The 23,999-nt window shown below is 60.6% G+C and carries 25 protein-coding genes, 2 tRNA genes and 1 pseudogene; 9 read left to right on the top strand and 19 right to left on the bottom strand.

All coding sequences use genetic code 11. The features are described 5' to 3' along the window. Window positions 1-60 precede the first annotated feature (60 nt). The 6 genes and pseudogenes from acnB to H3H51_RS20100 all read left to right on the top strand — a co-directional run bounded on the left by acnB (window position 61) and on the right by H3H51_RS20100 (window position 7,006). Complete coding sequence (acnB, locus tag H3H51_RS20120; RefSeq protein WP_183090864.1) at window positions 61-2,673, top strand: bifunctional aconitate hydratase 2/2-methylisocitrate dehydratase; 2,613 nt, start codon at window positions 61-63, stop codon at window positions 2,671-2,673. A 63-nt stretch (window positions 2,674-2,736) separates the two neighbouring features. Continuing rightward, window positions 2,737-3,605, top strand: a pseudogene (gene panC / locus H3H51_RS20115) (pantoate--beta-alanine ligase). Window positions 3,606-3,908: 303 nt separating this feature from the next. After that, window positions 3,909-4,103: a DUF7740 domain-containing protein gene (locus tag H3H51_RS21400; protein WP_235981435.1), complete on the top strand. Its 195-nt coding sequence runs from the start codon at window positions 3,909-3,911 to the stop codon at window positions 4,101-4,103. A gap of 265 nt (window positions 4,104-4,368) precedes the next feature. Then, entirely contained in the window at window positions 4,369-5,388 is a 1,020-nt protein-coding gene (locus tag H3H51_RS20110) for a helix-turn-helix domain-containing protein (RefSeq protein WP_183090863.1), read from the top strand. 68 nt (window positions 5,389-5,456) lie between these two features. Then, the gene (gene xisR, locus H3H51_RS20105; RefSeq protein WP_183090862.1) at window positions 5,457-5,711 is read left to right on the top strand and encodes an excisionase family protein; all 255 of its coding nucleotides are present in this window, start codon (window positions 5,457-5,459) and stop codon (window positions 5,709-5,711) included. Next, the gene (locus H3H51_RS20100) at window positions 5,708-7,006 is read left to right on the top strand and encodes an Arm DNA-binding domain-containing protein (RefSeq protein WP_183090861.1); all 1,299 of its coding nucleotides are present in this window, start codon (window positions 5,708-5,710) and stop codon (window positions 7,004-7,006) included. Before xisR ends, H3H51_RS20100 begins: the two co-directional genes overlap by 4 nt. 121 nt (window positions 7,007-7,127) lie before the next feature. Here H3H51_RS20100 and H3H51_RS20095 read toward each other — a convergent pair. The 4 genes from H3H51_RS20095 to dapA form a co-directional block, all read right to left on the bottom strand. Further along, window positions 7,128-7,217, bottom strand: a tRNA-Ser gene (locus H3H51_RS20095). 178 nt (window positions 7,218-7,395) lie between these two features. After that, window positions 7,396-8,265, bottom strand: coding sequence for a phosphoribosylaminoimidazolesuccinocarboxamide synthase (locus tag H3H51_RS20090; protein ID WP_183090860.1), 870 nt, complete (start codon window positions 8,263-8,265; stop codon window positions 7,396-7,398). Window positions 8,266-8,364: 99 nt separating this feature from the next. Then, on the bottom strand, window positions 8,365-9,477 hold the full coding sequence (gene bamC, locus H3H51_RS20085) for an outer membrane protein assembly factor BamC (protein WP_183090859.1): 1,113 nt from the start codon (window positions 9,475-9,477) through the stop codon (window positions 8,365-8,367). A gap of 17 nt (window positions 9,478-9,494) precedes the next feature. Next, window positions 9,495-10,373: a 4-hydroxy-tetrahydrodipicolinate synthase gene (gene dapA, locus H3H51_RS20080; RefSeq protein WP_183090858.1), complete on the bottom strand. Its 879-nt coding sequence runs from the start codon at window positions 10,371-10,373 to the stop codon at window positions 9,495-9,497. Between the two features lie 211 nt (window positions 10,374-10,584). On the opposite strand from dapA, the gene H3H51_RS20075 reads away from it, so the two are divergent. Further along, entirely contained in the window at window positions 10,585-11,142 is a 558-nt protein-coding gene (locus H3H51_RS20075; RefSeq protein WP_183090857.1) for a glycine cleavage system protein R, read from the top strand. A gap of 10 nt (window positions 11,143-11,152) precedes the next feature. Continuing rightward, window positions 11,153-11,626: a peroxiredoxin gene (locus H3H51_RS20070; RefSeq protein ID WP_183090856.1), complete on the top strand. Its 474-nt coding sequence runs from the start codon at window positions 11,153-11,155 to the stop codon at window positions 11,624-11,626. Window positions 11,627-11,693: 67 nt separating this feature from the next. On the opposite strand, the gene H3H51_RS20065 is transcribed toward H3H51_RS20070, so the two are convergent. Next, on the bottom strand, window positions 11,694-11,933 hold the full coding sequence (locus H3H51_RS20065) for a sulfurtransferase TusA family protein (protein ID WP_183090855.1): 240 nt from the start codon (window positions 11,931-11,933) through the stop codon (window positions 11,694-11,696). Window positions 11,934-12,033: 100 nt separating this feature from the next. Here H3H51_RS20065 and H3H51_RS20060 point away from each other — a divergent pair, with 100 nt between their 5' ends. Further along, window positions 12,034-13,467: a M48 family metalloprotease gene (locus tag H3H51_RS20060; protein ID WP_183090854.1), complete on the top strand. Its 1,434-nt coding sequence runs from the start codon at window positions 12,034-12,036 to the stop codon at window positions 13,465-13,467. A gap of 57 nt (window positions 13,468-13,524) precedes the next feature. Here the strand turns inward: H3H51_RS20060 and nadA are convergent, their stop codons facing one another. The 14 genes from nadA to ruvC form a co-directional block, all read right to left on the bottom strand. After that, window positions 13,525-14,583 carry a quinolinate synthase NadA gene (nadA, locus tag H3H51_RS20055; protein WP_183090853.1) on the bottom strand — a complete coding sequence of 353 codons (1,059 nt, stop codon included), beginning with the start codon at window positions 14,581-14,583 and terminating at the stop codon, window positions 13,525-13,527. A gap of 160 nt (window positions 14,584-14,743) precedes the next feature. Continuing rightward, window positions 14,744-14,819 (bottom strand) — tRNA-Lys (locus tag H3H51_RS20050). A 59-nt stretch (window positions 14,820-14,878) separates the two neighbouring features. Continuing rightward, the gene (gene queC / locus H3H51_RS20045; protein ID WP_183090852.1) at window positions 14,879-15,553 is read right to left on the bottom strand and encodes a 7-cyano-7-deazaguanine synthase QueC; all 675 of its coding nucleotides are present in this window, start codon (window positions 15,551-15,553) and stop codon (window positions 14,879-14,881) included. A gap of 15 nt (window positions 15,554-15,568) precedes the next feature. Next, complete coding sequence (queE, locus tag H3H51_RS20040) at window positions 15,569-16,216, bottom strand: 7-carboxy-7-deazaguanine synthase QueE (RefSeq protein ID WP_183090851.1); 648 nt, start codon at window positions 16,214-16,216, stop codon at window positions 15,569-15,571. A gap of 195 nt (window positions 16,217-16,411) precedes the next feature. Next, window positions 16,412-17,227, bottom strand: a complete 816-nt coding sequence (gene ybgF / locus H3H51_RS20035; protein WP_183090850.1) for a tol-pal system protein YbgF — start codon at window positions 17,225-17,227, stop codon at window positions 16,412-16,414. Between the two features lie 6 nt (window positions 17,228-17,233). Beyond that, complete coding sequence (pal, locus tag H3H51_RS20030) at window positions 17,234-17,722, bottom strand: peptidoglycan-associated lipoprotein Pal (protein WP_183090849.1); 489 nt, start codon at window positions 17,720-17,722, stop codon at window positions 17,234-17,236. 55 nt (window positions 17,723-17,777) lie between these two features. Continuing rightward, complete coding sequence (gene tolB, locus H3H51_RS20025; protein ID WP_407926525.1) at window positions 17,778-19,082, bottom strand: Tol-Pal system beta propeller repeat protein TolB; 1,305 nt, start codon at window positions 19,080-19,082, stop codon at window positions 17,778-17,780. Next, window positions 19,079-20,032: a cell envelope integrity protein TolA gene (gene tolA / locus H3H51_RS20020; protein ID WP_183090848.1), complete on the bottom strand. Its 954-nt coding sequence runs from the start codon at window positions 20,030-20,032 to the stop codon at window positions 19,079-19,081. The genes tolB and tolA overlap by 4 nt, the downstream gene beginning before the upstream one ends. Next, complete coding sequence (tolR, locus tag H3H51_RS20015; protein WP_183090847.1) at window positions 20,032-20,490, bottom strand: protein TolR; 459 nt, start codon at window positions 20,488-20,490, stop codon at window positions 20,032-20,034. The genes tolA and tolR overlap by 1 nt, the downstream gene beginning before the upstream one ends. Before the next feature lie 8 nt (window positions 20,491-20,498). Next, on the bottom strand, window positions 20,499-21,194 hold the full coding sequence (gene tolQ, locus H3H51_RS20010; protein ID WP_183090846.1) for a protein TolQ: 696 nt from the start codon (window positions 21,192-21,194) through the stop codon (window positions 20,499-20,501). A 2-nt stretch (window positions 21,195-21,196) separates the two neighbouring features. Next, complete coding sequence (ybgC, locus tag H3H51_RS20005) at window positions 21,197-21,643, bottom strand: tol-pal system-associated acyl-CoA thioesterase (RefSeq protein WP_183090845.1); 447 nt, start codon at window positions 21,641-21,643, stop codon at window positions 21,197-21,199. 52 nt (window positions 21,644-21,695) lie between these two features. Then, the gene (gene ruvB, locus H3H51_RS20000; protein ID WP_183090844.1) at window positions 21,696-22,748 is read right to left on the bottom strand and encodes a Holliday junction branch migration DNA helicase RuvB; all 1,053 of its coding nucleotides are present in this window, start codon (window positions 22,746-22,748) and stop codon (window positions 21,696-21,698) included. 3 nt (window positions 22,749-22,751) lie between these two features. Continuing rightward, the gene (gene ruvA / locus H3H51_RS19995) at window positions 22,752-23,357 is read right to left on the bottom strand and encodes a Holliday junction branch migration protein RuvA (protein ID WP_183090843.1); all 606 of its coding nucleotides are present in this window, start codon (window positions 23,355-23,357) and stop codon (window positions 22,752-22,754) included. A 28-nt stretch (window positions 23,358-23,385) separates the two neighbouring features. Continuing rightward, on the bottom strand, window positions 23,386-23,910 hold the full coding sequence (gene ruvC / locus H3H51_RS19990) for a crossover junction endodeoxyribonuclease RuvC (protein WP_183090842.1): 525 nt from the start codon (window positions 23,908-23,910) through the stop codon (window positions 23,386-23,388). Window positions 23,911-23,999: the final 89 nt, after the last annotated feature.

The following is a 23,999-nucleotide window of genomic DNA, read 5'->3' as shown; positions in this document are numbered from 1 at the left end:
TCACTCGATACGAACATTACAGAGCACTCATGGAGTGCTGGCGCCCCTGGAGGTATCACTGTGCTTGAGTCCTATATCCAACATGTAAAAGCGCGCGCGCTGAAAGGCTTACTCCCAACCCCTTTGACTGCAGAGCAGACCGTAGGCTTGGTCGAGCTACTGAAAAGTCCTCCGGCCTTCGAAGAGCCTCTTCTTGTCGACCTGCTTACCCATCGCGTACCTGCTGGCGTGGACGAAGCTGCGTATGTAAAAGCCAGCTTTCTCTCTGCTATAGCTAAAGGTGAAGACAGCTCTCCGCTGGTGGGCAGGCTCCGGGCTATCGAACTGCTAGGCACCATGCAAGGTGGCTACAACATCACCACGCTGGTCGAACTGCTTGATAACACTGAGTTAGCTGCCGCAGCAGCAAAACAGCTAAAGCACACCTTGCTGATGTTCGATGCCTTCCACGACGTAGCCGAACGCGGCAAAAAAGGTAACGTTCACGCCCAAGCGGTTTTGCAATCTTGGGCCGATGGTGAGTGGTTCAAAACCCGTACAGTGCTAGCCGAAAAAATCACCCTCGCGGTATTCAAAGTACCGGGTGAAACCAACACCGACGACCTGTCGCCGGCTCCGGACGCCTGGTCCCGCCCGGACATCCCGCTGCACGCCCTGGCCATGCTGAAGATGGCCCGCGATGGCATTGAACCGCAGCAGCCCGGATCCGTCGGTCCGCTGGCGCAGATCGAAGCGGTCAAGGCCAAGGGTTACCCGGTGGCCTACGTCGGCGACGTGGTCGGCACCGGCTCCTCGCGCAAGTCCGCGACTAACTCGCTGCAGTGGTTCTTCGGCGACGACATTCCCCATGTGCCGAACAAGCGCGCCGGTGGCTTCTGCTTCGGCAACAAGATCGCGCCGATCTTCTACAACACCATGGAAGACGCCGGCGCCCTGCCAATTGAATTCGACGTGGCCAAGCTCAATATGGGCGACCTGATCGACCTCTACCCTTACGCCGGCAAGGTGTGCAAGCACGGCACTGACGAGCTGCTGGCCAATTTCGAGCTGAAGACCGAAGTACTGCTCGACGAAGTGCGTGCCGGCGGCCGTATTCCGCTGATCGTCGGCCGTGGCCTGACCGAGAAGGCCCGTGCCGAGCTGGGCCTGGCGCCGTCCACCCTGTTCAACAAGCCGGTCGCGCCGGCCGACAGCGGCAAGGGCTTCACCCTGGCGCAGAAGATGGTTGGCCGCGCCTGCGGTCTGGCGGAAGGCCAAGGCGTCCGTCCGGGCACCTACTGCGAACCAAAGATGACCACCGTGGGTTCGCAGGACACCACCGGCCCGATGACCCGTGACGAGCTGAAAGACCTGGCCTGCCTGGGCTTCTCCGCCGACCTGGTGATGCAGTCGTTCTGCCACACTGCCGCCTACCCCAAGCCGGTGGACGTGAAGACCCACCACAGCCTGCCGGACTTCATGCGCAACCGTGGCGGGGTCTCCCTCAAGCCCGGCGACGGCATCATCCACAGCTGGCTGAACCGCATGCTGCTGCCGGATACCGTCGGTACCGGTGGCGACTCGCACACCCGCTTCCCGCTGGGCATCTCCTTCCCGGCCGGTTCCGGCCTGGTCGCCTTCGCCGCGGCCACCGGCGTCATGCCGCTGGACATGCCGGAGTCGGTACTGGTGCGCTTCAAGGGCAAGCTGCAACCGGGCATCACCCTGCGTGACCTGGTGCATGCCATCCCTTACTACGCGATCAAGGCTGGCCTGCTGACCGTCGAGAAGAAGGGCAAGATCAACGCCTTCTCCGGCCGCATCCTGGAGATCGAAGGTCTGGACGAGCTGACCGTTGAACAGGCTTTCGAGCTGTCCGACGCCTCGGCCGAGCGTTCCGCCGCCGGTTGCACCATCAAGCTGCCGGAAAAGGCCATCGCCGAGTACCTGCGTTCCAACATCACCATGCTGCGCTGGATGATCGGCGAAGGCTACGGCGATGCCCGTACCCTGGAGCGCCGCGCCCAGGCGATGGAAGCCTGGCTGGCCAACCCGCAACTGCTGTCGGCTGACAGCGATGCCGAATACGCCGAAGTCATCGAAATCGATCTGGCCGAGATCAAGGAGCCAATCCTCTGCGCGCCGAACGATCCGGACGATGCCCGCCTGCTGTCCAGCGTGGCCGGCGAGAAGATCGACGAAGTGTTTATCGGTTCGTGCATGACCAACATCGGTCACTTCCGCGCTGCCGGCAAACTGCTGGACAAGGTCAAGGGCGACCTGCCGACCCGTCTGTGGCTGGCTCCGCCGACCAAGATGGATGTGCACCAGCTGACCGAGGAAGGCTACTACGGCATCTTCGGCCGCTCCGGCGCTCGCCTGGAAATGCCCGGCTGCTCGCTGTGCATGGGTAACCAGGCGCGGGTACAGACCGGTTCGACCGTGGTCTCCACCTCGACCCGTAACTTCCCCAATCGCCTGGGAGACGCGACCAACGTGTACCTGGCCTCTGCCGAACTGGCAGCGGTCGCCTCGATCACCGGCAAACTGCCGAGCGTCGAGGAGTACATGGCCTACGCCAAGGACATCGACAGCATGGCAGCTGACGTTTACCGCTACCTGTCCTTCGACCAGATCGCCAATTACAGAGAAGCCGCAGCGAATAGCCGAATCCCTACCGTCGAAATGGCTTGAATGTCCGCCGGGCTCCCGAATGGTGAGCCCGATGTCTCTGCCACACACATAATCAGGCTCGCGATGATCACAACTGACAGCATTCAGACATTGCGCGTAGCGTTGCAGAAGGCGCGCGACCAGAAGAAACGCATCGGGTTGGTACCGACAATGGGCAACCTGCATGAAGGACACATATCTCTACTGGAGATGGCACGGCGGGAAAGTGATTTCATCGTCACCAGTCTCTTCGTCAATCCTATGCAGTTCGGCCCCCAGGAAGACCTCAAGAGTTACCCGCGAACCCCCTCTGCAGATCAGAAAGCGCTGTCCAGAGCTGGCTGCTCCGTGCTCTTCGCACCGAGCGTGAAAGAGATGTACCCGAATGGCTTGAGCAATCACTGCAGCGTGGTTGTCCCTGGCGTTTCACGAGGCCTTTGTGGTGAAAGTCGCCCAGGACATTTTGAGGGCGTGGCGACTGTAGTGACCAAGCTGTTAAATATCGTTCAGCCTGACATTGCGGTTTTTGGACAAAAGGACTACCAACAGCTCGCTGTAATTCGAGCCCCTCACCAAGGACTTGAGTTTCGCTACGCGCATATTCGCAGCACCCACCATTCGCGCACCCGACGGCCTAGCACTGTCCTCGCGTAACGGATATCTCACGCCCACAGAGCGCAATAAAGCACCACTGCTCCACTGCTCCACTGCTCCACTGCTGCATCAGGCAGATAGCAGAAGCCATCGAACAAGGCGAGCACGACTACCCATCACTTATCGAAGATGGCAAACGCATATTGGAGGGGGCTGGATTCCGACTGGACTACCTTGAAGTACGAGCAGCAGGAACACTTGAGCCACCCACTCCGCAGGACAAGTCACTGATCATCTTGGTTGCAGCAAGCATCGGTAATACGCGCTTGATTGACAACCTGGAGTGTTGCTTGAGCTGACCTCCTGACTTTGACTCGCATGCTCACCCAGGCATACAGTCTGAGGCATTCATGTATTTCTAGCTGGCTTCAGCCCCCGCCAATTTTGAAAGCAGCGAATTGATCAAAGACGATCAGGTCCCCGCTTGTTGCTCTTTGCAGCTGCTGATCGGATGGGCACAGATGATGGCCGTCTTGTGGCATCGAAGCCCTCGGGAAGACGCAGGGTAGCGGCCACGTCCCAAGTGCGTTTTTTAAAGGTGCTTGGCGCTGCCAGTTTTACAATGTGTCTGTAAACTGCTGCGCCATCATCTGGGACTGCACATGACTCTCACCGACGCTGCCATCGCACTGCTCCTCGCAGCCCGGATACATCGAACTGACGCCGCTGTTAGAAAAACGGCAAGGCGCTGCGCGAAACTTCTGCCACGCAGTAAGCGCGAGCTGCTTCATCTGGTTGTTGAGAGCAAAAGTCCGCTAGCTCTGGTCGGCTTCTTGGCTCAGGGGTTGGAGCTATAGCCCGACATGACAAAGGCAGTGTTTCTACGTTGCTGCGCCCTACCTGCATATCCGCCCATCAGCCAACTCTTCGCCGATAACCCTTGTTCTTGACCTGTTAGGGCAAGGCTATCGACCTACGCCATGCTCAATTCGCCTCTTAGTAATACAAGCATCCTCCCCCTGTTCGCCCCAGACCCCTATAGCAAAAGCATATTTAAATAGCATTTATTGACAAACAAATAAATCAACGATAGCCTGAGCTCATCCTCACGGAACCGAGCTTATGAAACCATTCGACATTTCCACTCATGGCGGCCGCATCGCATCTGCGCGTAAGGCCCGAAAGCTGACGCAAACCGAGCTGGCAAAGCTCGTGGGCATTGGCCAGTCGAGCATTGCCCTACTCGAAAGCAATTCGACCAAAGCGACTCACCATGCATTTGAGTTGGCCGAAGCGCTCGGGGTGTCTCTGGAATGGCTACTCCACGGAGAAGCACACGAAACCGCCACCACTAGCACAGGCGCCGATCTTCCGCCACCGGACTCGAAGCTAGATAGCTTCGCGAAGCGTCTGGTCTACCGTCGTGAGCAGTGCGGCCTAACCCAAGCACAACTGGCCTCCAGATCCGGCCTCTCTCAGGCAACCATTGGGAATCTGGAGACAAGTCGAAACAAGGGCACCAAGCGCATTCTAGAACTAGCCAGGGCATTGCACATCACGCCTGAATGGCTGCTCCATGGTGGCAATCTGCAGCAAGCCAAAGGCGACGCCCTACGCCAAGACTTTGGTGTCCCGAGCGCAGAGCAAAGACAAGAACAGCTGGTTAAACGATTAGTTGGCATGGCAGTGGACCCAGCCATCAGCGAAAGCTCCAACGCACCGACAGTCTCGCCGCCTCCTATCACGACGATGCTCCCCATCATCTCCTGGCTTGATCCGGCTCTGACCACTCCACGGAAAACCTATCTCAGTCACGAGCGTGAGGGGTACGTCCGTAGTCCATTCAAGCAGAGCCAATCTGCATTCTGGATGCGGGTGCCGACAGACGTCATGGCACCGGAGTATTTGGAGAACGACCTGATTTTGGTCGACCCGGAACTGACTCCTCAGAACGCCGATGACATCGTGATCCACGATGCAAACGGCAGACCTGAATTTGGGCGTCTACGGCAAGCTTTCGACGACAAGTACATTGAGATTATGAATCCGCATTACCCGGTGAGAATGCAACGACTGGAGGAAGGCTCCAAGGTGATAGGCGTCGTAAACGGCATGGTGAGACGGCCCCGCAGCAGGGACTAATCCTGGTGTTTTTTTGCCACACAAAACAGCTTTTGCAATATTTATCAATAACCCGAAGAGGCAGTACCATGGAAACACTTTCAGTTTCACACGAAACTCTGCACAGCCAAGCAAGAAGAGCGAAAGAACTAATTGCCATCCAACCCGCAAAATGGGTGAGACAGGAACTGCTGTTCCCTATCTTCGGCATCAGCCCCGAGGCAGGACGGAAGTATCGATCCACCGGTCAGTGGCACGAGGGTAAGCACTGGGACCGGGACCCCGCAAATCGAATCGTCTACAACCGCGAAGCCATCGAAAGATGGATGGCAGGTGCCGTATGAAGCCGGATATGCCCAAAGGGGTGGAAGTACACAATGGCAGGGTGCGCATCAGCTTCATGCTCAATGGAAAGCGCCATCGCGAAAGCTTCAAGGACATGCCGGCGAACCAGAAAACCATCGATTACGCCAGAAAAGTGCGTGAGCTGGTGATCGATGAAATCAGCCAAGGCGTATTCGATTATGCGCGACGCTTTCCTGACTCGACCAAAGCAACCAATACCATTGAAACCACTACCAATCCTCCCGTCCCTACCCCGCAGGAAACCCCAGTATCAACAAATGCAGCTACTGAACCTGAATCCAAAGTAATGACGGTCTCAGAAGGCGTTCGAAGGTGGCTCAGAGTCATGAAAGGACAGACCGCCAGCACGACCTACATCAACTATCGCTGCAAAGCCGGACACGTAATCCGGCGCTTCGGTGACACACCCATTAACGAGGTAAGCATCCATGACCTGAAGCTATTCCGGAATGAGATGGTAAAGCCGGAAAATGGAGAAAAGGGGCTCTCCCCCAAAACCGTGAATGACATTCTGATTGTATTACGTGGTGTCTGGGCTGAAGCCAAGGCCGACCGATGGATTCCAAGCAATCATATGCTAGAGATCAGCAACCATAAGCCAAACGCAAAGAGCAAAGCCGATCCGTTCACACGCGACGAGATCAAGCAAATTCAACGGGCGGACCCTGAGCGCATGCCAGAAGCACGCTTGGTAGTTTTCAACTGCTGGACCGGCCTATCTCGGTCGGAACTGCTCGGACTTGCCCGCGAAGATATCGATCTGGCCAACAACCTGATCTATGTAAAGCGGGCCTGCGTAGAGGACGAGTTCCGCATCCCCAAGGAGGAGCTGCGCGAACGCAGTGTCGAACTGATCAAACCTGCAGCCGCACTGATCCGCCAGATCCTGAAGGACACTGCCAACTGCAAAGCACAGCAAATTGAGGTCACTCAGCGGGATAACCTTACGAGTGAGCAGGAAACCGTCACCCTCCTGTTCCGCGATTGGGTGACAGGAAAACCCTGGAGGTCAGACGACCTGGACAAATGGTTCACGGAGCATCTGGTGAAAGCCAAGATCCGGCACCGGGGCATTAATCAGTGTCGCCACACCTTCGCCAGCCAGGCGCTATCCAGCCACGTAAACATGGAGTGGCTCGCCAAGCAGTTGGGTCATGCTGATACCACCATGATTAAGAAACACTATGGGAAGTTCATTCCCAAGGATGCCAAGCGGATGGCATCTCGTGTCTCTGAGCAGATGGGTTTTGAGGAGGGCTACAGCGGTATGTAACGGTCTGGGCGCAGCGATTTTTGCCCCCAAAATGCCCCTTTTTTGCCCCCAAGGCGATTTTGAGCATGTCAAAACCAAAGAAAAAGCCCCGTAACTCATTGAATTACGGGGCTTTTTAGTATGGCGGGAAGATAGGGATTCGAACCCTAGGTGCACTTGCGTACACAACGGATTTCGAATCCGTCCCGTTCGGCCACTCCGGCATCTTCCCACGGCGGGGCGCATGATAGCAGCTCATGACCACTTGGCGAACCCCGTTTAGCGATTTTTTCGCATGCATTCAGATGCTTGCGTTAGCAGCGGGCGGAAAGCACGGGAACACCGCGGACCAGCGCGGCAGAAAATGAAAAAGGGAGCCACTGGCTCCCCTTTTCAATTCGTGACGACCATCAGCTGGTCAGGCGGGTCAGCGCCTCGCGGTACTTGTCCGCAGTCTTCTGCGCCACATCGGCTGGCACGGTCGGGGCCGGAGGCTGCTTGTTCCAACCGGTGGACTCCAGCCAGTCACGCACGAACTGCTTGTCGAAGCTCGGCGGGTTGCTGCCTTCGGCGTAGCTATCGGCTGGCCAGAAGCGGCTGGAGTCAGGGGTCAGCGCTTCGTCCATCAGGGTCAGGGTGCCATCTTCGTCCAGGCCGAATTCGAACTTGGTGTCGGCGATGATGATGCCGCGAGTGGCGGCGTACTCGACCGCCGCGCTGTACAGGGCAATCGCCGTGTCGCGCACCTTGGCTGCCAGTTCGGCGCCGATGATGGCTTCGCACTGGGCAAAGGAGATGTTCTCGTCATGGTCGCCGACCGCGGCCTTGGTCGAGGGGGTGAAGATCGGTTGCGGCAGCTTGGCCGCTTCCTTCAGCCCGGCCGGCAGCTGGATGCCGCAGACGGTGCCGCTCTTCTGGTATTCCTTCCAGCCGGAACCCACGATGTAGCCACGCACGATGGCTTCCACTGCTACCGGCTGCAGGCGCTTGGCGACCACTGCGCGGCCCTCCACCAGCGGCAGCTCGGCGGCCGAGACCACGTCTTCCACCTTGTCGCCGGTGAAGTGGTTGGGGACCACGCCCGCGAGCTTGTCGAACCAGAAGTTGGAGATGGCGGTGAGGATCTTGCCCTTCTCCGGGATCGGTTCATTGAGGATCACATCGAAAGCCGAGAGACGATCCGTCGCCACCATCAGCATGCGCTTGGCGTCGATTTCATAGAGGTCGCGGACTTTGCCCGAATAGATCTTCTTCAGGCTCAAGGTAGTGGCAGTGGTCATGTCGGAATTTCCGCCTTGATCAAACGAAACAGGCGAAACCCACTGGGTTTCGCCTATCGGAGTCCTGCATTGCCGGCACGCGGGCCGGCGCAGTTCGGGTTAGCCGAGGTTTTCCTGGATCAGGCCCAGTACACGGCGCGCCACATCATCAGGCGCAACGGTGTTGAGGTCCTTTTCCACGGAAACCTGTACATCGCCGCCAGCCCTGGTCAGGCGCACCTGATAACGCTCGGCGCGGGCATCGATCTCTTCCTGGCTCGGCTCGCTACCGAACATGCGGCTGAAGAAACCTTTTTCTTCTTCCGGCTTGTTGGCGCCTTCCGCCAGGTTGACGTAGTACACGCCCAGGCTGCGGTTGATGTCGTCGATGCGTACGTCACCCAGTTCCAGGGCGCGACCCACACTGGACCAGGCACGGTCGAAGTCGGTGCTCAGGTGCAGTACCGAGTTGCCGTTGCCGTCCTGGGTCAGGCTGACGCGGCTCGGCGCGTCATAGTTGCGCGCGGCCAGCAGGGACACCGAGCCATGCTCGGAGCTGCTGCTGAGGTCGGCGAGCATGCCGTCGAGCAGCGAAGCCTCCAGCGGGGCATTGCCGGTGCGCGCCGGGAAGGCCACGTCGGCGGTGCTGTCTTCGTCGCGCTCGGCGCTGACGACGAACACTTCGCTGGTGTTACGCACAACACCCGGCTCGATGCGCACATGCACACGCACCTGGTTGTCGCTATCGGTCAGCAGGCTGCCCAGGCGACGCCCCATGGACGGCGCGAGGTCTTTGGTGCCCTGCCATTCGCTGCTGAATTCGCCGGTTTGCGGACGTTCGTCAACGATGCGGAAACCGTTGTTCTGAAAGTATTCACGTGCCACCGGCCAGACTTCGGCCGGCGTGCGCTGGGCTACCAGCCAGCGCGAATCGCCGCTCTTCTGCAGGCTGAAGGCACTGTCTTCGGCGCCGACAGCCAGGGCTTGCGGACGCGGAACTTCAAATTTATCGGGGGTATCGGTGCTGTTGGCCACGTTGTTGGGCACTGGTAGCAGCGGATCGAGACGCTTGGCCTCGACGTTTGGCGGCAGCTGCATGGCAGCAGTCTGACGAGCATCCAGGTAATCCGTACCACGGTCACGGAAGTAACCGTCGTCACCCCAGAGCCAGCCGCAACCACTGGTGCTGGAGATGATCAGGGCAAGGGTGGACAGTCCGGCCAATCGCTTCATGCGTAATGCTTCCTCGGTTAAACCAGTACGCCGGACTGGCGCAGGGCCTGCCGCAACGGTTCGTGACAACGCGGGCTGAGCCAGGTCAGGGGCAGACGGATACCGTCGGCCATCATGCCCATCTCATTCAGGGCCCACTTCACCGGAATCGGGTTGGATTCGATGAACAGATTCTTGTGCAGCGGCATCAGGCGCTCGTTGATCGCCCGGGCGGTGGCGGCATCGCCAGCCATCGCGGCGGCGCACAGTTCGGCCATGGCACGCGGGGCAACGTTGGCGGTCACCGAGATATTGCCCTTGCCGCCCATCAGCATCAGCTCGACGGCGGTGGCGTCATCGCCGGAGTAGACCAGGAAGTCGGCGCTGACGCGGTCGAGGATTTCCTGGGCGCGCTGCAGGTCGCCCGTGGCTTCCTTGATACCGATGATGTTGGAGATCTTGGACAGGCGCTCGACGGTTTCCGGCAGCATGTCGCACACAGTGCGGCCCGGAACGTTGTAGAGGATCTGCGGAATGGCCACGGCTTCGGCAATGTGGCGGAAGTGCTGGTACAGGCCTTCCTGGGTCGGCTTGTTGTAGTACGGAGTGACCAGCAGGCAAGCATCGGCGCCGACGCTATGGGCGTTCTGGGTCAGCTCGACCGCTTCGCGAGTGCTGTTGGCGCCCGTGCCGGCGATGACCGGGATGCGACCATTGACCTGGTCGACCACGCGTCGAATGACTTCGACATGCTCATGCACGTCCAGCGTTGCGGACTCGCCCGTGGTGCCGACGGCGACGATGGCGTTGGTGCCCTCTTGCAGGTGAAAGTCCACCAGCTTGCTCAGGCCGTCCCAATCCAGACCACCCTGCGCGTCCATGGGCGTGACCAGTGCCACCATACTGCCCGAAATCATGCAACCGCTCCTGCCGGAAAAAGAGAGCGGTAATGGTACTGACGCCACCTGCGCAGCACAAGCGAAGTACAGCGGCAGAAACACGACGGCTGACCGCATGCTCAGCCGACCCGGCGCTGCAACGGCATTCCCCTGGGCGGTGCTTTTCGCTACCCTTCCTTCTTTGTTCGGCACGCCATGTGTCGCACACTCATCGCTTTAGGAATGCTGCATGTCCACCCCCCAGGTTCGCGAACAATTCCTTATCATCAGCGCCCTCGGCGCCAACCCCATGGAACTGACCAGCGTTCTGTGCCGGACCAGCCAGGAAAACCGCTGTGCGATCGTCAGCACGCGCCTGACCCGCCACGGTGAATACAGCGCCCTGATCCTTCAGGTCAGCGGTAGCTGGGACGCCCTGGCCCGCCTGGAAACAGCCCTGCCGGCCCTGGCCAAGAAGCACAGCTTCAGCGTCAACATGACCCGCAGCGCCGCCCTGGAAATCCGTCCGCAAGCACTGCCCTACGTGGCTTACGTCAGTTGCGCCTACCGCCCGGACATCCTCAACGAACTGTGCCAGTTCTTCAGCGGCCATAACGTCGAGCTGGAAAACATCACCTGCGACACCTACCAGGCCCCGCAGACTGGCGGCACCCTGCTCAACGCCACGCTGACCGTGACCCTGCCGGCTGGCACGCAGATCAGCTGGTTGCGCGACCAGTTCCTCGACTTCGCCGACGCCCTGAACCTGGACGCGCTGATCGAGCCTTGGCGCCCGCAGAACCCATAAGGAGAGCCGCATGGCCGTCACCCTCGACCAACCGGTCGCCGATTTCAGCGCCCAAGCCACCAGCGGCGTGCAGGTTTCCCTGGCCGCGCTCAAGGGCCAGCACGTGGTGATCTACTTCTACCCGAAGGACAGCACGCCGGGCTGCACCACCGAAGGCCAAGGCTTTCGCGATCACTACCCGGCATTCCAGGCGGCCAACACCCTGGTGTTCGGTGTTTCCCGCGACGGCCTGAAGTCGCACGAAAACTTCAAGTGCAAGCAGGAATTCCCCTTCGAGCTGATCTCCGACAAGGATGAAGCGCTCTGCCAGCTGTTCGACGTGATCAAGCTGAAGAAGCTGTATGGCAAGGAATATATGGGCGTGGACCGCAGCACCTTCCTCATCGACAAGAACGGCGTACTGCGCCAGGAATGGCGCGGCGTGAAAGTGCCGGGCCATGTCGAGGCGGTACTCGCAGCGGCACAAGGGCTGAACAAGGCCTGATGCAACGCAACAAAAAAGGGCCGCAATCGCGGCCCTTTTTTATGCTGCAGGTTTCAGCCCCGCACGATCACGCCTTGCGCAACCAGTAACGAAACAGCCCTGCCTCTTGCTCCTCGCGCAGCAGCTCATGCCCGGCCAGCCGGGCAAAGGCGCGAAAGTCGCGCTGCGAACCCGCATCGGTGGCCAGCACCTTGAGCACCGCACCGCTGGGCAGGCGATTGAGTTCGAGCTTGGCCTTGAGCAACGGCAGCGGGCAATTCAGGCCGCTGGCGTCCAGTTCAGCATCGCAGGCGGGGATATCGGACATCGGGGTTCTCCATCGCAGGCAGCAAGGATACCGCACAAGCCTGGCCAGTTGACCGGCCAGCCGGCTACAGTAGGGCCTTTGTTCGCCAAGAGCCCTGTGCATGAAGCTTCTGCGCCCTTCCCTGCTCGCACTTGCCTGTGTAATCGCCCTGCCCGGGGTCGCCGATGACCTGCCGTCGCTGGGTGATGCCAGCTCCTCCATCGTCTCACCGGAACAGGAACACCAGCTCGGCCGCGCCTGGCTGAGCATGCTGCGCGGCCAGGTCGACCAGTTGTCCGACCCGCAGCTCAAGGACTTCGTGGAAACCAGCGTGTATCGCCTGGCCGAAACCAGCCAGGTGGAAGACCGGCGCCTGGAGTTCGTGCTGATCAACAGCTCGCAGCTCAACGCCTTTGCCGCCCCCGGCGGCATCATCGGCGTCAACGGCGGCCTGTTCCTCTACGCCCAGACCGAAGCCGAATACGCCTCCGTACTGGCCCACGAACTGGCGCACTTGTCGCAACGCCACTTCGCCCGCGGAATCGAGGCGCAGCAGCGCATGCAGGTGCCAATGATGGCCGCCATGCTTGCCGGCATCGTCGCAGCCGCAGCGGGCGCCGGTAACGCCGGTATGGCCGCGATCATGTCGACCCAAGCCGCCGCCATTCAGGAACAACGGCGCTTCTCCCGGCAGAACGAACAGGAAGCCGACCGCATCGGCCTGCTCAACCTGGAAAAGGCCGGCTACGACCCACGCGCCATGCCGAGCATGTTCGAGCGCCTGATGCGTCAGTACCGCTACGACTCCAAGCCGCCGGAATTCCTCCTCACCCACCCGGTAACCGAGTCGCGTATCGCCGACACCCGCAACCGCGCCGAGCAGTACCAGGCCGGCGGCAGCGAGGACAGCCTGCGCTACCAGCTGCTGCGCGCCCGCGTGCAACTGACCTTCGAGGAAACCCCGGGGATTTCCGCCAAGCGCTTTCGCGCCATGCTCGACGCCAACCCCAAGCTGGACGCCGCCCGCTATGGCCTGGCCATCGCCAAGACCAAGAGCGGTCAACTCAACGAGGCCCGCAGCACGCTGCAGGAGCTGCTGGACAAGGCGCCGAACGACATCACCTACAACCTGGCGATGGTTGACCTGGACATCACCGCCAACCGGATCGCCGATGCCCGCCAGCGTGTCGAACGCCTGCGCGGCCAGTACCCGGACAACTACCCCCTGGAGCAGGCCCGCATCGACCTGATGCTCAAGCAAGGGCAGAAGAAGGAAGCCGAAGCGGCTCTAGACCAATTGCTCAAGCAACGCCCACACGACCCCGACATCTGGTATCAGGTGGCCGAGGCACGTGGCCTGACCCGCAATATCATTGGCCTGCACCAGGCCCGCGCCGAATACTTCGCCCTGGTCGGCGACTACGACCAGGCCCTGGAACAACTCGACCTGGCCAAGCACCGCGCCAGCAGCAACTTCCCGCTGGCCTCGCGTATCGACGCACGCCAACAGGAACTAGCCGCCGAGAAACGCGCCATCGACAAGATGATGCGCTGACCTTAGGCGCAGAAAAAAGCCCGGCACTTGCCGGGCTTTTTTGTTTCGCAGATCGGTTCAGGCGTTGCCGCTGAGCTTCATCCGCGCCGCCTGGGTGAAATCCAGCATGCGCTTGAGCGGCTTGATCGCCCGCGGGATCAATGCCGGGTCGACGAGGATCTCGTTGCTGCCCTCACGCAAGCACTGCAGGGTGCGCTGCAGGGTATTCATGGCCATCCACGGGCAATGCGCGCAACTGCGGCAAGCCGCGCCATTACCGGCAGTTGGCGCCTCGATGAAGACCTTGTCCGGGCACAGCTGCTGCATCTTGTAGAAGATGCCGCGATCGGTGGCGACGATGAAGGTGGTGTTCGGCAGGGTCTGCGCCGCCTTGATCAACTGGCTGGTGGAACCTACTGCATCGGCCAGTTCGATCACCGCCTCCGGCGATTCCGGGTGCACCAGGATCGCCGCCTCCGGATAAACCGCCTTCATGTCCTCCAACTGCTTGGCCTTGAACTCCTCGTGGACGATGCAGGCGCCGTCCCACAGCAGCATGTCGGCACCGGTCTGGCGCTGGATGTAGCGTCCCAGGTGCTGATCCGGCGCCCAGAGGATGGTTTCACCGTTATCCATCAGGCTCTCGACGATCTCCAGCGCGCAACTGGAGGTCACCACCCAGTCGGCACGCGCCTTCACCGCTGCAGAGGTGTTGGCGTAGACCACTACGGTGCGCTCGGGATGCTGGTCGCAGAACGCGGAAAATTCGTCGACCGGACAACCCAGGTCGAGCGAGCAGGTCGCCTCCAGGGTCGGCATCAGCACGCGCTTTTCCGGGTTGAGGATCTTCGCCGTCTCGCCCATGAACTTGACCCCGGCCACCACCACGGTCTGCGCCGCATGCTGATTGCCGAAGCGGGCCATTTCCAGGGAGTCGGACACGCAGCCACCGGTCTCTTCCGCCAGCGCCTGAATCACCGGATCGCAGTAGTAGTGCGCCACCAGCACGGCATTCTGCTTCTTCAGCTCGGCAGCGATTTCACTGCGGTAGAAAGCGTCCTGCTCAGGCGTCAGCGGCACCGGCTGCTTGGCGTCGAGGTGGGCTTGAACCAGAAGGCGTTCGGAAATGTGCGTCATGTTAATCAGACCTGCAGGCACGTAACGGCAAGCGGCGAGTATACCACCCGGCCCCGCTGCCCCAGCGCGACAGGCCATCCCGTGAATGACACGGCAAAGCGCGCCGGCTGGCTTTTCTCAAGGCAAAAAAAAGCCAGTCTTGCGACTGGCTTCTGCGATTTGGTGGGTCGTGTGGGATTCGAACCTACGACCAATTGGTTAAAAGCCAACTGCTCTACCAACTGAGCTAACGACCCAAAGCGAGGCGTATAATACTGATTTGATTCAGAAAATCAACAGCCGCCCGAGAAAAATTTTAACGGTAGCGGGTCGGGTCCGGCACACCCGCCGCACTGAAGCCCGCCGCGCGCAGGCGGCAGCTCTCGCACTTGCCACAGGCACGCCCCTCGTCATCGGCCTGGTAGCAGGACACAGTCAGGCCGTAATCAACCCCATGCTGCACACCGATCTCGACGATCTGCGCCTTGCTCAGGTTCTGCAGCGGCGCCTGGATGCGGAAACCACACCCCTCCACGCCCTCACGGGTCGCCAGGTTGGCCACTCGCTCGAATGCCTCGATAAAAGCCGGGCGGCAATCCGGATAACCGGAATAGTCCACCGCGTTCACGCCGATGAAGATGTCATGGGCGCCCAGCACTTCAGCCCAGCCCAGCGCGAGCGAGAGAAATACCGTGTTGCGCGCCGGCACATAGGTGACCGGGATGCCTTCGGTCGGGCTTTCCGGCACGGCGATGGAACTGTCGGTCAGCGCCGAACCGCCGATGCCATTGAGGTTGAGGCCGATCACCTTGTGCTCGACCACACCCAGCTGCCTGGCCACACGCTCGGCCGCCTGCAACTCGGCGCGGTGACGCTGGCCGTAATCGAAGCCCATGCTGTAGCAGGTAAACCCCGCGGCCTTGGCCTGGGCCAGGATGGTGGCGGAATCGAGCCCGCCAGAGAGCAGCACTACGGCTTTCTTGTCAGTCATTTCAGCTCCCTCGGCTCAGTGGCCAGGCTCGTCATTCCAGAGGATTTTGTGCAGCTGTAGCTGGAAGCGCACCGGCAGATTGTCGGCAATGATCCACTGCGCCAGCGCCTGCGGGCTGACCTGCTGATGGCTGGGCGAGAACAGCACCTCGCCGGCACGCTGCTCCAGGCGGTATTCGATCAGCTTGGACACAGCCCAGTCGTAGTCTTCGCGCGAGCAGATGACGAATTTGACCTGATCGTTACCGGTCAGCTCATCCATGTTGCTGTAGAGGTTGCGCGACACTTCCGCCGAGCCCGGGGTCTTCAGGTCGACCACGCGACTGACGCGACGGTCGGTGGCGGAAATATCGATGGCGCCGCTGGTCTCCAGCGACACCTCGTAGCCGGCATCGCACAGACGCTTGAGCAGCGGAATGCAGTTGGGCTGGGCCAGCGGCTCGCCACCGGTAACGCAGATATAGCGCGGCTTGTAGCTGGCGATCTGCGCGCAGATGGCATCCAGCGTCATGATCTCGCCGCCACTGAAGGCATAGGCGGTATCGCAGTACTGGCAGCGTAGCGGGCAGCCAGTCAGGCGAACGAATACCGTGGGCAAGCCACTGGTACGCGTTTCGCCCTGCAGCGAGTAGAAAATCTCGGTGATGCGCAGGGTTTCTTGCATATGAGCACCGGGCGTGACGGCTAAACAGGCCATCCGCCTCCGTTGCGGGTGATTCGGGGCGGCGAGTCTAAACGAAAAATTTCCGCGAGACATTTTTAACGTCACGCATGCAGCGCATCCAAAGCGTGGCTACCAGGGAAAGGACATAAAAAAACCCGCGACTCGCGCGGGTTTCTTGCTAACGGGTAGAGCGACTCAGGGCAGACGCTGCAAGTCACGCTGGGCCAACTGCGCGGCGGACGAGCCCGGGTATTGGGCGATCAGCTGCTGCAGGATGCCTTTGGCATGGTCGGTATTGCCCATGCGCTGCTCGACATCGGCCAGCTTGAACAGCGAATCCGGCACCTTGGCGTGGCTCGGGTAATTGGCCGCGACCTGGGCGAAGGCCTTGCCGGCTTCCGGCAGGTTGCCATTGGCCAGATTGACTTCACCCAACCAGTACTGGGCATTGCCGGCGTACTGGCTCTGCGGGTACTTGCGCAGGAAGGCGGTGAACGCCTGGCTGGCCTTGTCGAAATCCTTGGCTTTGATCAGATCGAAGGCAGCGTCGTAATACAGCTTTTCCTTCGCCGGATCAGCCGGCTCGTTGCTGGCTGCCGGAGCCTGTTGGGCCGGCGCAGCGGGAGTACCGTTGGCGTTTACTGCGCCCTCGGTAGGTGTGTTCTGTGCAGGTGCACCGGCGGTACCACCAGCCTGCAAACGGCTGTCGATATCCTGGTAGCGTGCCTGGCTTTCTTGCTTGAGGCGTTGAATCTCGTTCTGCTGTTCTTCAACCATGCCGCGCAGCTGGGCAATTTCTTCCTGCATCTGCTGCAACTGCATGAACAGCTCACCCTGCGCCGAGGTCGGGGCCGCAGCCCCTCCCCCGGCGTAGGCGCCGTTCGTACCATAACCCACAGGCGGATAGCTGCTGCCGTTACCGGCACTGCCATCCACCACGGGAACCTCGGCCAGTGCCGCGAGCGGCAGGACGAGAGCCAAAGAGGTCAAAGTACGAAGGCACTTACGCATGGCGAATTACTTACGCAGTTCGACGCGACGGTTTTGAGCCCAGGACTGCTCTTCGGTGCCAGTGGCAACCGGACGCTCTTCGCCGTAGGAAACCAGTTCCAGCTGAGCCGGGGAAACGCCCTGCAGAACCAGGTAGCGTTGAACGGCCTTGGCACGACGCTCGCCCAGAGCCATGTTGTACTCGCGGGTGCCGCGCTCGTCGGTGTGGCCTTCCAGAACGACGCGAGCGCCGTTGCCTTTCAGGTCCTTGGCGTGAACGTCCAGAGCGCGCATGGCTTCTGGCTTCAGGTCGGAGCTGTCGTATTCGAAGTAGAAGGTGGTGATGGCGCGCAGAGCAGCTTCTTCGCTCAGAGCACCGTCAACGCCGTTGCCGTTGGCGTTGTAGCCAGCGTTCGGATCAACAGCGCCTTCACCGGCGTTGTCGCCGCCTTTGGACGAGCAACCAACGGTAACAGCGAGGGCCAGGCCCAGTGCAGCAAATTTCAGCATTTCCATGATGTAGCTCCTAATGGTGTCTAGGTGTGTTTTAAAGCAAAAAATTGTTACCGCATCAGTTCAGGTAAGGAGACCAGGACGGCTCCCGAACATCACCTTGGGCGGTAGGAATCGGGAGTCTGGCGCGCCCGTTAGTCGAAACAAGCATCAGCACTCCCCGGCCCTGCTGGCGGGTGGCGTAGATTAGCATGGTGCCATTGGGCGCAACAGTGGGCGAGTCGTCCAGACTGGTCTCGGAAAGGATGCGCGGCGCACCGCCACGTACCAGGTCCATGGCTGCCACCTTGAAGTTGGTGAAGCCGTCCTGACGGTGAATCATCACCAGCGTCTTCTCGTCAGCCGAGAGTTTCGGGTTGGCGTTGTAGTTGCCAGTGAACGTCACGCGCTCCACGGCACCCGACGCGATGTTCTGCTTGTACACCTGCGGCTTGCCGGCGCGGTCGGAGGTGAAATAGATGGTCTGGCCATCTTTACCCCAGAACGGTTCGGTATCGATGGCGTAGTGGTTGGTTACGCGCTGCAGCTGGCGAGAACCGAGATCCATCACGTAGATCTCCGGGTTGCCGTCCTTGGACAGCACGAACGCCAGGCGATTGCCATCCGGCGAGAACGCCGGCGCGCCATTCAGCCCTTCGAAGTTGGTGATCTGCTCGCGGCGACCGGTGTCGACGTGCTGGATGAAGATGCGCGGACGACGCTGCTCGAACGAAACATAGGCAATGCGACGGCCATCCGGCGCATAACGCGGCGACAGGATCGGCTCACGCGATTGCAGCAAGGTCACGCCACGCGCGCCGTCGTAGTCCGAACGCTGCAAGGTGTAACGGGTGTTGTTGACCGAGAAACGCTCGGCGGTGACATAAAGCATCTTGGTGGAAAACGCCCCCTTGATACCGGTCAGCTTCTCGAACGACTGGTCAGCCACGTAGTGGGCCATGTCACGCAATTGATCCAGGGTGCCACCGACGTTGCCAGCCACGACCTGCTGCTGGGTCGCCACGTTGAACAGGGCGTACTGCACCTGCAGGCGCGCACCGCTCGGCACGATACTGCCGACCAGCACGTACTGGGCGCCCAAGGCCTGCCAGTCGCGGTAGATGATTTCGCTGGCCTGGGTCGGCAGGCTGATCATGTTCTGCCGCGGAATCGGCTCGTACATGCCGGAGTTGCGCAGGTCATTGCCGACGATATCGGCCATGTCTTCCGGCAGCACGCTGCCGCCCTGCCAACCAAACGGCACCACGGCAATCGGAATGGCGCGGTTGGCGCCACCGACGACGGCAATGTTCTTGTCATCGGCTACAGCCAAGCCCGCAGTGCAGCAAAGCAGCAGCACAAGCCCTCGAAGAATAATGTTCACAGGTCCAGATCCTCAGGCGTGAATGTCATCTTGAACGAACGATAAGGAGCAAAGTCACTGGGACTGATGCCCTGCATTTCTGTAATTCGGCCCACGTTGCGCACGGCAGACACCGCCGAACCGTCGAACGCGGCATCACCACTGGAGCGCAGCACCGAGGCATTGGAAATCGAGCCATCAGGCAGCATGTTGACCTGCACCGTAACACTCATGCCATTACGCGCCGATGGCGGGCGAATCCAGTTTTGTGTCACCAGGCTACGAATCAGATCATCGTAATTACCAGTTACCTGATCACCGACTTCATCCGCCAGGGCCTGCTGTCGCTCGGTAGTATCGGAAAGTAGCTCAGCCAATGCCGCCGCCTTCTGATCGGCAGCGGACTTACGTGCCGCTTCCTGAGCTTTCTTTTTCCGGTCTGCCTCAGCTTTTTTCTTTTTGGCGTCTTCCGCCGCTTTCTTCTTCGCAGCTTCGGCGGCCTTCTTCTTGGCTTCCTCAGCAGCTTTCTTCTTTTCTTCCTCGGATTTCTTCTTGGCGATATCCGCGAGTTTTTTCTGCTCCGCCGCTTTCTCCGCCGCCTCTTTCTTGGCGTCGGCCTCGGCTTCTTTCTTGGCTACTTCAGCCTGTTTGGCCGCATCGGCTTTCTTTTGTTCCGCCGCCTCCTGCTTCTGTTGCTCTTCCTTCTTGGCTTCCAGCTGCTCCTGCTCGTACTGACGCGCTGCCGTCTTCTTGGACTCGCCAGCAATCTTCTGATTGGTCTGGGTCGTGGCCTGGCTTTGCGACTTAGGCGAGTACAGCGTCACCTGAACAATCGGCTTGGGCGGCGGCAGGTCAGGGGCAAAATGGAAGCTGACGAACAGCATGGCAAACATCAGGGCGTGCAGAGTCACCGCCCAGACAACTGGCCAGAAGTAACTTTCCGACGAGGAGCGAACGCTCTGCTGCTGCATCAAGGCGCCTCGGTGATCAGCCCGACGTTACCCACGCCGGCTTCTTGCAGACCACCCATCACGGCCATCACAGAGCCGTAGTCGACCGCCTTGTCGCCGCGTACGAAGACCTGAACCTTCTTACCCTGGCTGGCGTTCTGACTCATGATTGCAGTAACTGCCTGCACTAGTTGCGGCAAGGCCGTCGCCGTTTCGCTCTCCTTTCCCTGATCCGGGTCGACTTCCTCACCCATGGTCCAGTAGTAGGTCTTGTCGGCCTTGATGGAGATGGTCAGCACACGGGAGTTGTTGTCCTGCGGCAGGGCCTCGCTGGACACCTTGGGCAGGTCGACCTTGACGCCCTGGTTGAGCATCGGCGCGGTCACCATGAAGATCACCAGCAGCACCAGCATCACGTCGATATACGGCACGACGTTCATCTCGGCGACGGGCTTGCGTCTGTTGCGAATTCTGGCCATGGGGAGCCTCAGTCCTCGCTGGTGTGCACTTTGCGGTGCAGGATCGCCTGGAACTCGTCAGCGAAGGTGTAGTAGCGGCCGATCAGACGCTCGCCTTGCGCAGCGAAGCGGTTGTAGGCGATGACCGCAGGAATCGCGGCGAACAGGCCGATAGCGGTAGCGATCAGTGCCTCGGCAATGCCCGGCGCTACGGTGGCCAGAGTGGCCTGCTGCACCTGCGCGAGGCCGCGGAAGGAGTTCATGATGCCCCACACGGTACCGAACAGGCCGACGTAGGGGCTGGTGGAGCCGACGGTGGCGAGGAATGACAAGCCGGTTTCCAGCTTCTCTTCTTCACGCGAAATGGCCACGCGCATGGCACGCGCCACACCGTCCATCACTGCATCAGGATCGACGCCTGGCTGCTGGCGCAGGCGCGAGAATTCCTTGAAACCAGCACGAAAGATCTGCTCCACGCCGCAATCCGGGTCCGGGTTGCTACCGGCCTGGCGGTACAGCTTGGACAGGTCGATACCCGACCAGAAGCGTTCCTCGAAGACTTCCAGGGACTTCTTGGCGGCACGCAGCATAGTGCTGCGCTGGAAGATCATGATCCACGATGTGACCGAGGCGGCCACCAGGGCGAGCATTACCAGCTGCACCACCAGACTGGCGTTGCTGATCAGACTCCACATCGACATGTGGTCAACGGCGTTGGCTTCCACGCTTACTCTCCTGCTGGGGATAAACCCGCGTCATGGGCGAAGGCTGCACGCAGCGCCTCGGGCATGGCACGGGGTTTCAAACTGTCGGCGCGCACACAGGCCACCACGAACTGCCCCTCACAGAGCAGCGCCTCATCCGTAGCCCGCCTCACCTGTTGACGAAAGCGCAGGCTGGCACGGTTTAACTCGATCACTTCGGCAGTGATAAAAATTTCATCATCCAACCGGGCGGGCGCATGGTACCGCGCCTCGGCCGAATGCACGACGAACAACAGGTTTTCCCCAGCCAGTTGTGATTGGGCAAAACCCAGCATGCGCAAGCGCTCGGTACGCGCCCGCTCCATGAATTTGAGGTAATTGACGTAATAGACGATGCCCCCGGCGTCGGTATCTTCGTAATACACCCGACTTTTCAGGGCAAAAGGCTGAGCCTCGTTTTGCGCGCGCATACTCTAGTGTTTACTCCCGGCCTTGCCAATCGGCCAAGCCCTTGTTTTTCAACTATTCGTCGCTTCCTGCGAAGAGATCGGCAACCGGCGCCTCACCCAGGCGCTTCGGCACATTGAGACCGAAGTGCAGGTAGGCATGCCGCGTTACCACCCGCCCCCGCGGGGTGCGCATGATGTAGCCCTGCTGGATCAGATAAGGCTCCAGCACATCCTCGATGGTATGCCGCTCCTCGCTGATGGCCGCGGCCAGGCTGTCGATACCGACCGGCCCGCCGTCGAACTTGTCGATCAGGGTCAGCAGTAGACGTCGATCCTGGTGGTCGAAGCCACGTTCATCGACATCCAGCAGGTTGAGCGCCTGGTCGGCAATCGAACGGGTGATCTCGCCGGTGCCACGCACCTCGGCAAAATCCCGCACACGGCGCAGCAGGCGGTTGGCGATACGCGGCGTGCCACGGGCACGGCGGGCGATCTCGAACGCGCCTTCGGCCTCGATCGGTAGCCCGAGAATGCCAGCCGAGCGAGTGACAATGGTGGACAGATCCGCCGTCGAGTAGAACTCCAGGCGCTGGACGATGCCGAAGCGGTCACGCAGCGGGTTGGTCAACATGCCCGCCCGCGTGGTGGCGCCCACCAGGGTGAACGGCGGCAGGTCGAGCTTGATCGAGCGCGCGGCCGGGCCCTCGCCGATCATGATATCGAGCTGGAAGTCCTCCATCGCCGGGTACAGCACTTCCTCGACGATCGGCGACAGACGATGAATCTCGTCGACGAACAGCACGTCGCCCGGCTCCAGATTGGTCAGCAGCGCCGCCAAATCCCCCGGCCGCTCCAGCACGGGGCCGGAGGTGCTTTTGATAGCCACGCCCATTTCCTGCGCGAGGATATTGGCCAGGGTGGTCTTGCCCAGGCCGGGCGGTCCGAAGATCAGGGTGTGATCGAGTGCTTCCTGACGCCCACGCGCAGCCTGGATGAACAGCTCCATTTGCTCGCGCACACTCGGCTGACCAATGTAGTCGGCCAGCTTGAGCGGGCGGATGGCACGATCCACCTGCTCTTCGCGCTCACGGCCACTGGCAGTTATCAGACGGTCGGCTTCGATCACGGGTTAAACCATTCCTTTAAGGGCACGACGAATCAAATCCTCGCTGGACAGACCATCTTCCTGCACGGCCGCTACGGCCTTGCTGGCCTCTTGCGGCTTGAAACCGAGGGAAATCAGCGCGCTCACGGCGTCGCTCTCCGCGCTTGAGACTGCCATGCCAGCACGGGGTTCCACCACCAGGGTGGCGATGGACGGCATGCTTTCCCATGCCTTGAAACGATCTTTCAACTCCACCAGCAGGCGCTCGGCGGTTTTCTTGCCGACACCCGGGATCTTCACCAGGGTCGAGGTATCGCCTGCCTGCACGCAGCGCACCAACTCATCGACCTCCAGCCCGGACATCAGCGCCAGCGCCAGCTTGGGACCGACACCATTGAGGCGGATCAGCTCACGGAACAGCTCGCGCTCACGCTTTTCGGCAAAGCCGTAGAGCAGGTGAGCATCTTCGCGCACTACCAGGTGGGTGTGCAGCGTCACCGGCTCGCCCAGCGACGGCAGGCGATAGAGGGTGGTCATCGGCACTTCCAGCTCATAGCCGACACCATTTACATCCACGATCAAATGCGGCGGCTGCTTTTCCGCCAGGGTGCCTTTCAGGCGTCCGATCACGACTTGGTTTCCTTAGTCACAAAGAGGGCTACAAACGCAGACGGCCGCCGCGCCGCTTGGCGCCGACCAGACCATGGGGAATCAGGCTTTGCCGATGGTGGGCATGGCACAGGGCAATAGCCAGGGCATCGGAGGCATCGATCTGCGGTTTCTGCACCAGCTTGAGCAGGTGCATGACCATCATCTGTACCTGCTGCTTGTCCGCGCCACCGGTACCGGCAATTGCCTGCTTGACCTGGGTTGCGGTGTATTCGGCGATATCCAGGCCCGCCTCCACCCCGGCCACTATCGCCGCACCACGGGCCTGGCCGAGCTTGAGCGCCGAGTCGGCGTTCTTCGCCATGAACACCTGCTCGATGCCCATGGTCACCGGCCCGTAGGTCTCGATCACCTCGCGCACGCCGCGAAAGACGATCTGCAGGCGCTCGGGCAAGGCACCGCTACCAGTGCGGATGCAGCCAGAGGCCACGTACTCGCAGCCGCGGCCGGTATCACGCACCACGCCGTAACCGGTGATGCGCGAGCCAGGGTCGATCCCCAAAATCAGCGTCATGCTTGCTCATCCACAGCGCCGGACAAGCCCACGCCACACTGTCTATTTATCCAGCCGCGAGTATACGGGCCGGCCACGGCTGCCGTCAC

The organism is Aquipseudomonas ullengensis (assembly GCF_014174475.1).
Lineage (GTDB): Bacteria > Pseudomonadota > Gammaproteobacteria > Pseudomonadales > Pseudomonadaceae > Aquipseudomonas > Aquipseudomonas ullengensis.
The sequence above is the reverse complement of the archived record's forward strand: the minus strand, read 5'-3'. Positions and strand labels throughout refer to the sequence as shown.

Bases quoted from the DNA above. Each gene is read 5' to 3' on its own strand.
- H3H51_RS21400 (WP_235981435.1), top strand. From the start codon at position 3,909: ATGACTCTCACCGACGCTGCCATCGCACTGCTCCTCGCAGCCCGGATA.
- H3H51_RS20110 (WP_183090863.1), top strand. From the start codon at position 4,369: ATGAAACCATTCGACATTTCCACTCATGGCGGCCGCATCGCATCTGCG.
- xisR (WP_183090862.1), top strand. From the start codon at position 5,457: ATGGAAACACTTTCAGTTTCACACGAAACTCTGCACAGCCAAGCAAGA.
- H3H51_RS20100 (WP_183090861.1), top strand. From the start codon at position 5,708: ATGAAGCCGGATATGCCCAAAGGGGTGGAAGTACACAATGGCAGGGTG.
- H3H51_RS20090 (WP_183090860.1), bottom strand. From the start codon at position 8,265: ATGACCACTGCCACTACCTTGAGCCTGAAGAAGATCTATTCGGGCAAA.
- bamC (WP_183090859.1), bottom strand. From the start codon at position 9,477: ATGAAGCGATTGGCCGGACTGTCCACCCTTGCCCTGATCATCTCCAGC.
- dapA (WP_183090858.1), bottom strand. From the start codon at position 10,373: ATGATTTCGGGCAGTATGGTGGCACTGGTCACGCCCATGGACGCGCAG.
- H3H51_RS20075 (WP_183090857.1), top strand. From the start codon at position 10,585: ATGTCCACCCCCCAGGTTCGCGAACAATTCCTTATCATCAGCGCCCTC.
- H3H51_RS20070 (WP_183090856.1), top strand. From the start codon at position 11,153: ATGGCCGTCACCCTCGACCAACCGGTCGCCGATTTCAGCGCCCAAGCC.
- H3H51_RS20065 (WP_183090855.1), bottom strand. From the start codon at position 11,933: ATGTCCGATATCCCCGCCTGCGATGCTGAACTGGACGCCAGCGGCCTG.
- H3H51_RS20060 (WP_183090854.1), top strand. From the start codon at position 12,034: ATGAAGCTTCTGCGCCCTTCCCTGCTCGCACTTGCCTGTGTAATCGCC.
- nadA (WP_183090853.1), bottom strand. From the start codon at position 14,583: ATGACGCACATTTCCGAACGCCTTCTGGTTCAAGCCCACCTCGACGCC.
- queC (WP_183090852.1), bottom strand. From the start codon at position 15,553: ATGACTGACAAGAAAGCCGTAGTGCTGCTCTCTGGCGGGCTCGATTCC.
- queE (WP_183090851.1), bottom strand. From the start codon at position 16,216: ATGCAAGAAACCCTGCGCATCACCGAGATTTTCTACTCGCTGCAGGGC.
- ybgF (WP_183090850.1), bottom strand. From the start codon at position 17,227: ATGCGTAAGTGCCTTCGTACTTTGACCTCTTTGGCTCTCGTCCTGCCG.
- pal (WP_183090849.1), bottom strand. From the start codon at position 17,722: ATGGAAATGCTGAAATTTGCTGCACTGGGCCTGGCCCTCGCTGTTACC.
- tolA (WP_183090848.1), bottom strand. From the start codon at position 20,032: ATGCAGCAGCAGAGCGTTCGCTCCTCGTCGGAAAGTTACTTCTGGCCA.
- tolR (WP_183090847.1), bottom strand. From the start codon at position 20,490: ATGGCCAGAATTCGCAACAGACGCAAGCCCGTCGCCGAGATGAACGTC.
- ybgC (WP_183090845.1), bottom strand. From the start codon at position 21,643: ATGCGCGCGCAAAACGAGGCTCAGCCTTTTGCCCTGAAAAGTCGGGTG.
- ruvC (WP_183090842.1), bottom strand. From the start codon at position 23,910: ATGACGCTGATTTTGGGGATCGACCCTGGCTCGCGCATCACCGGTTAC.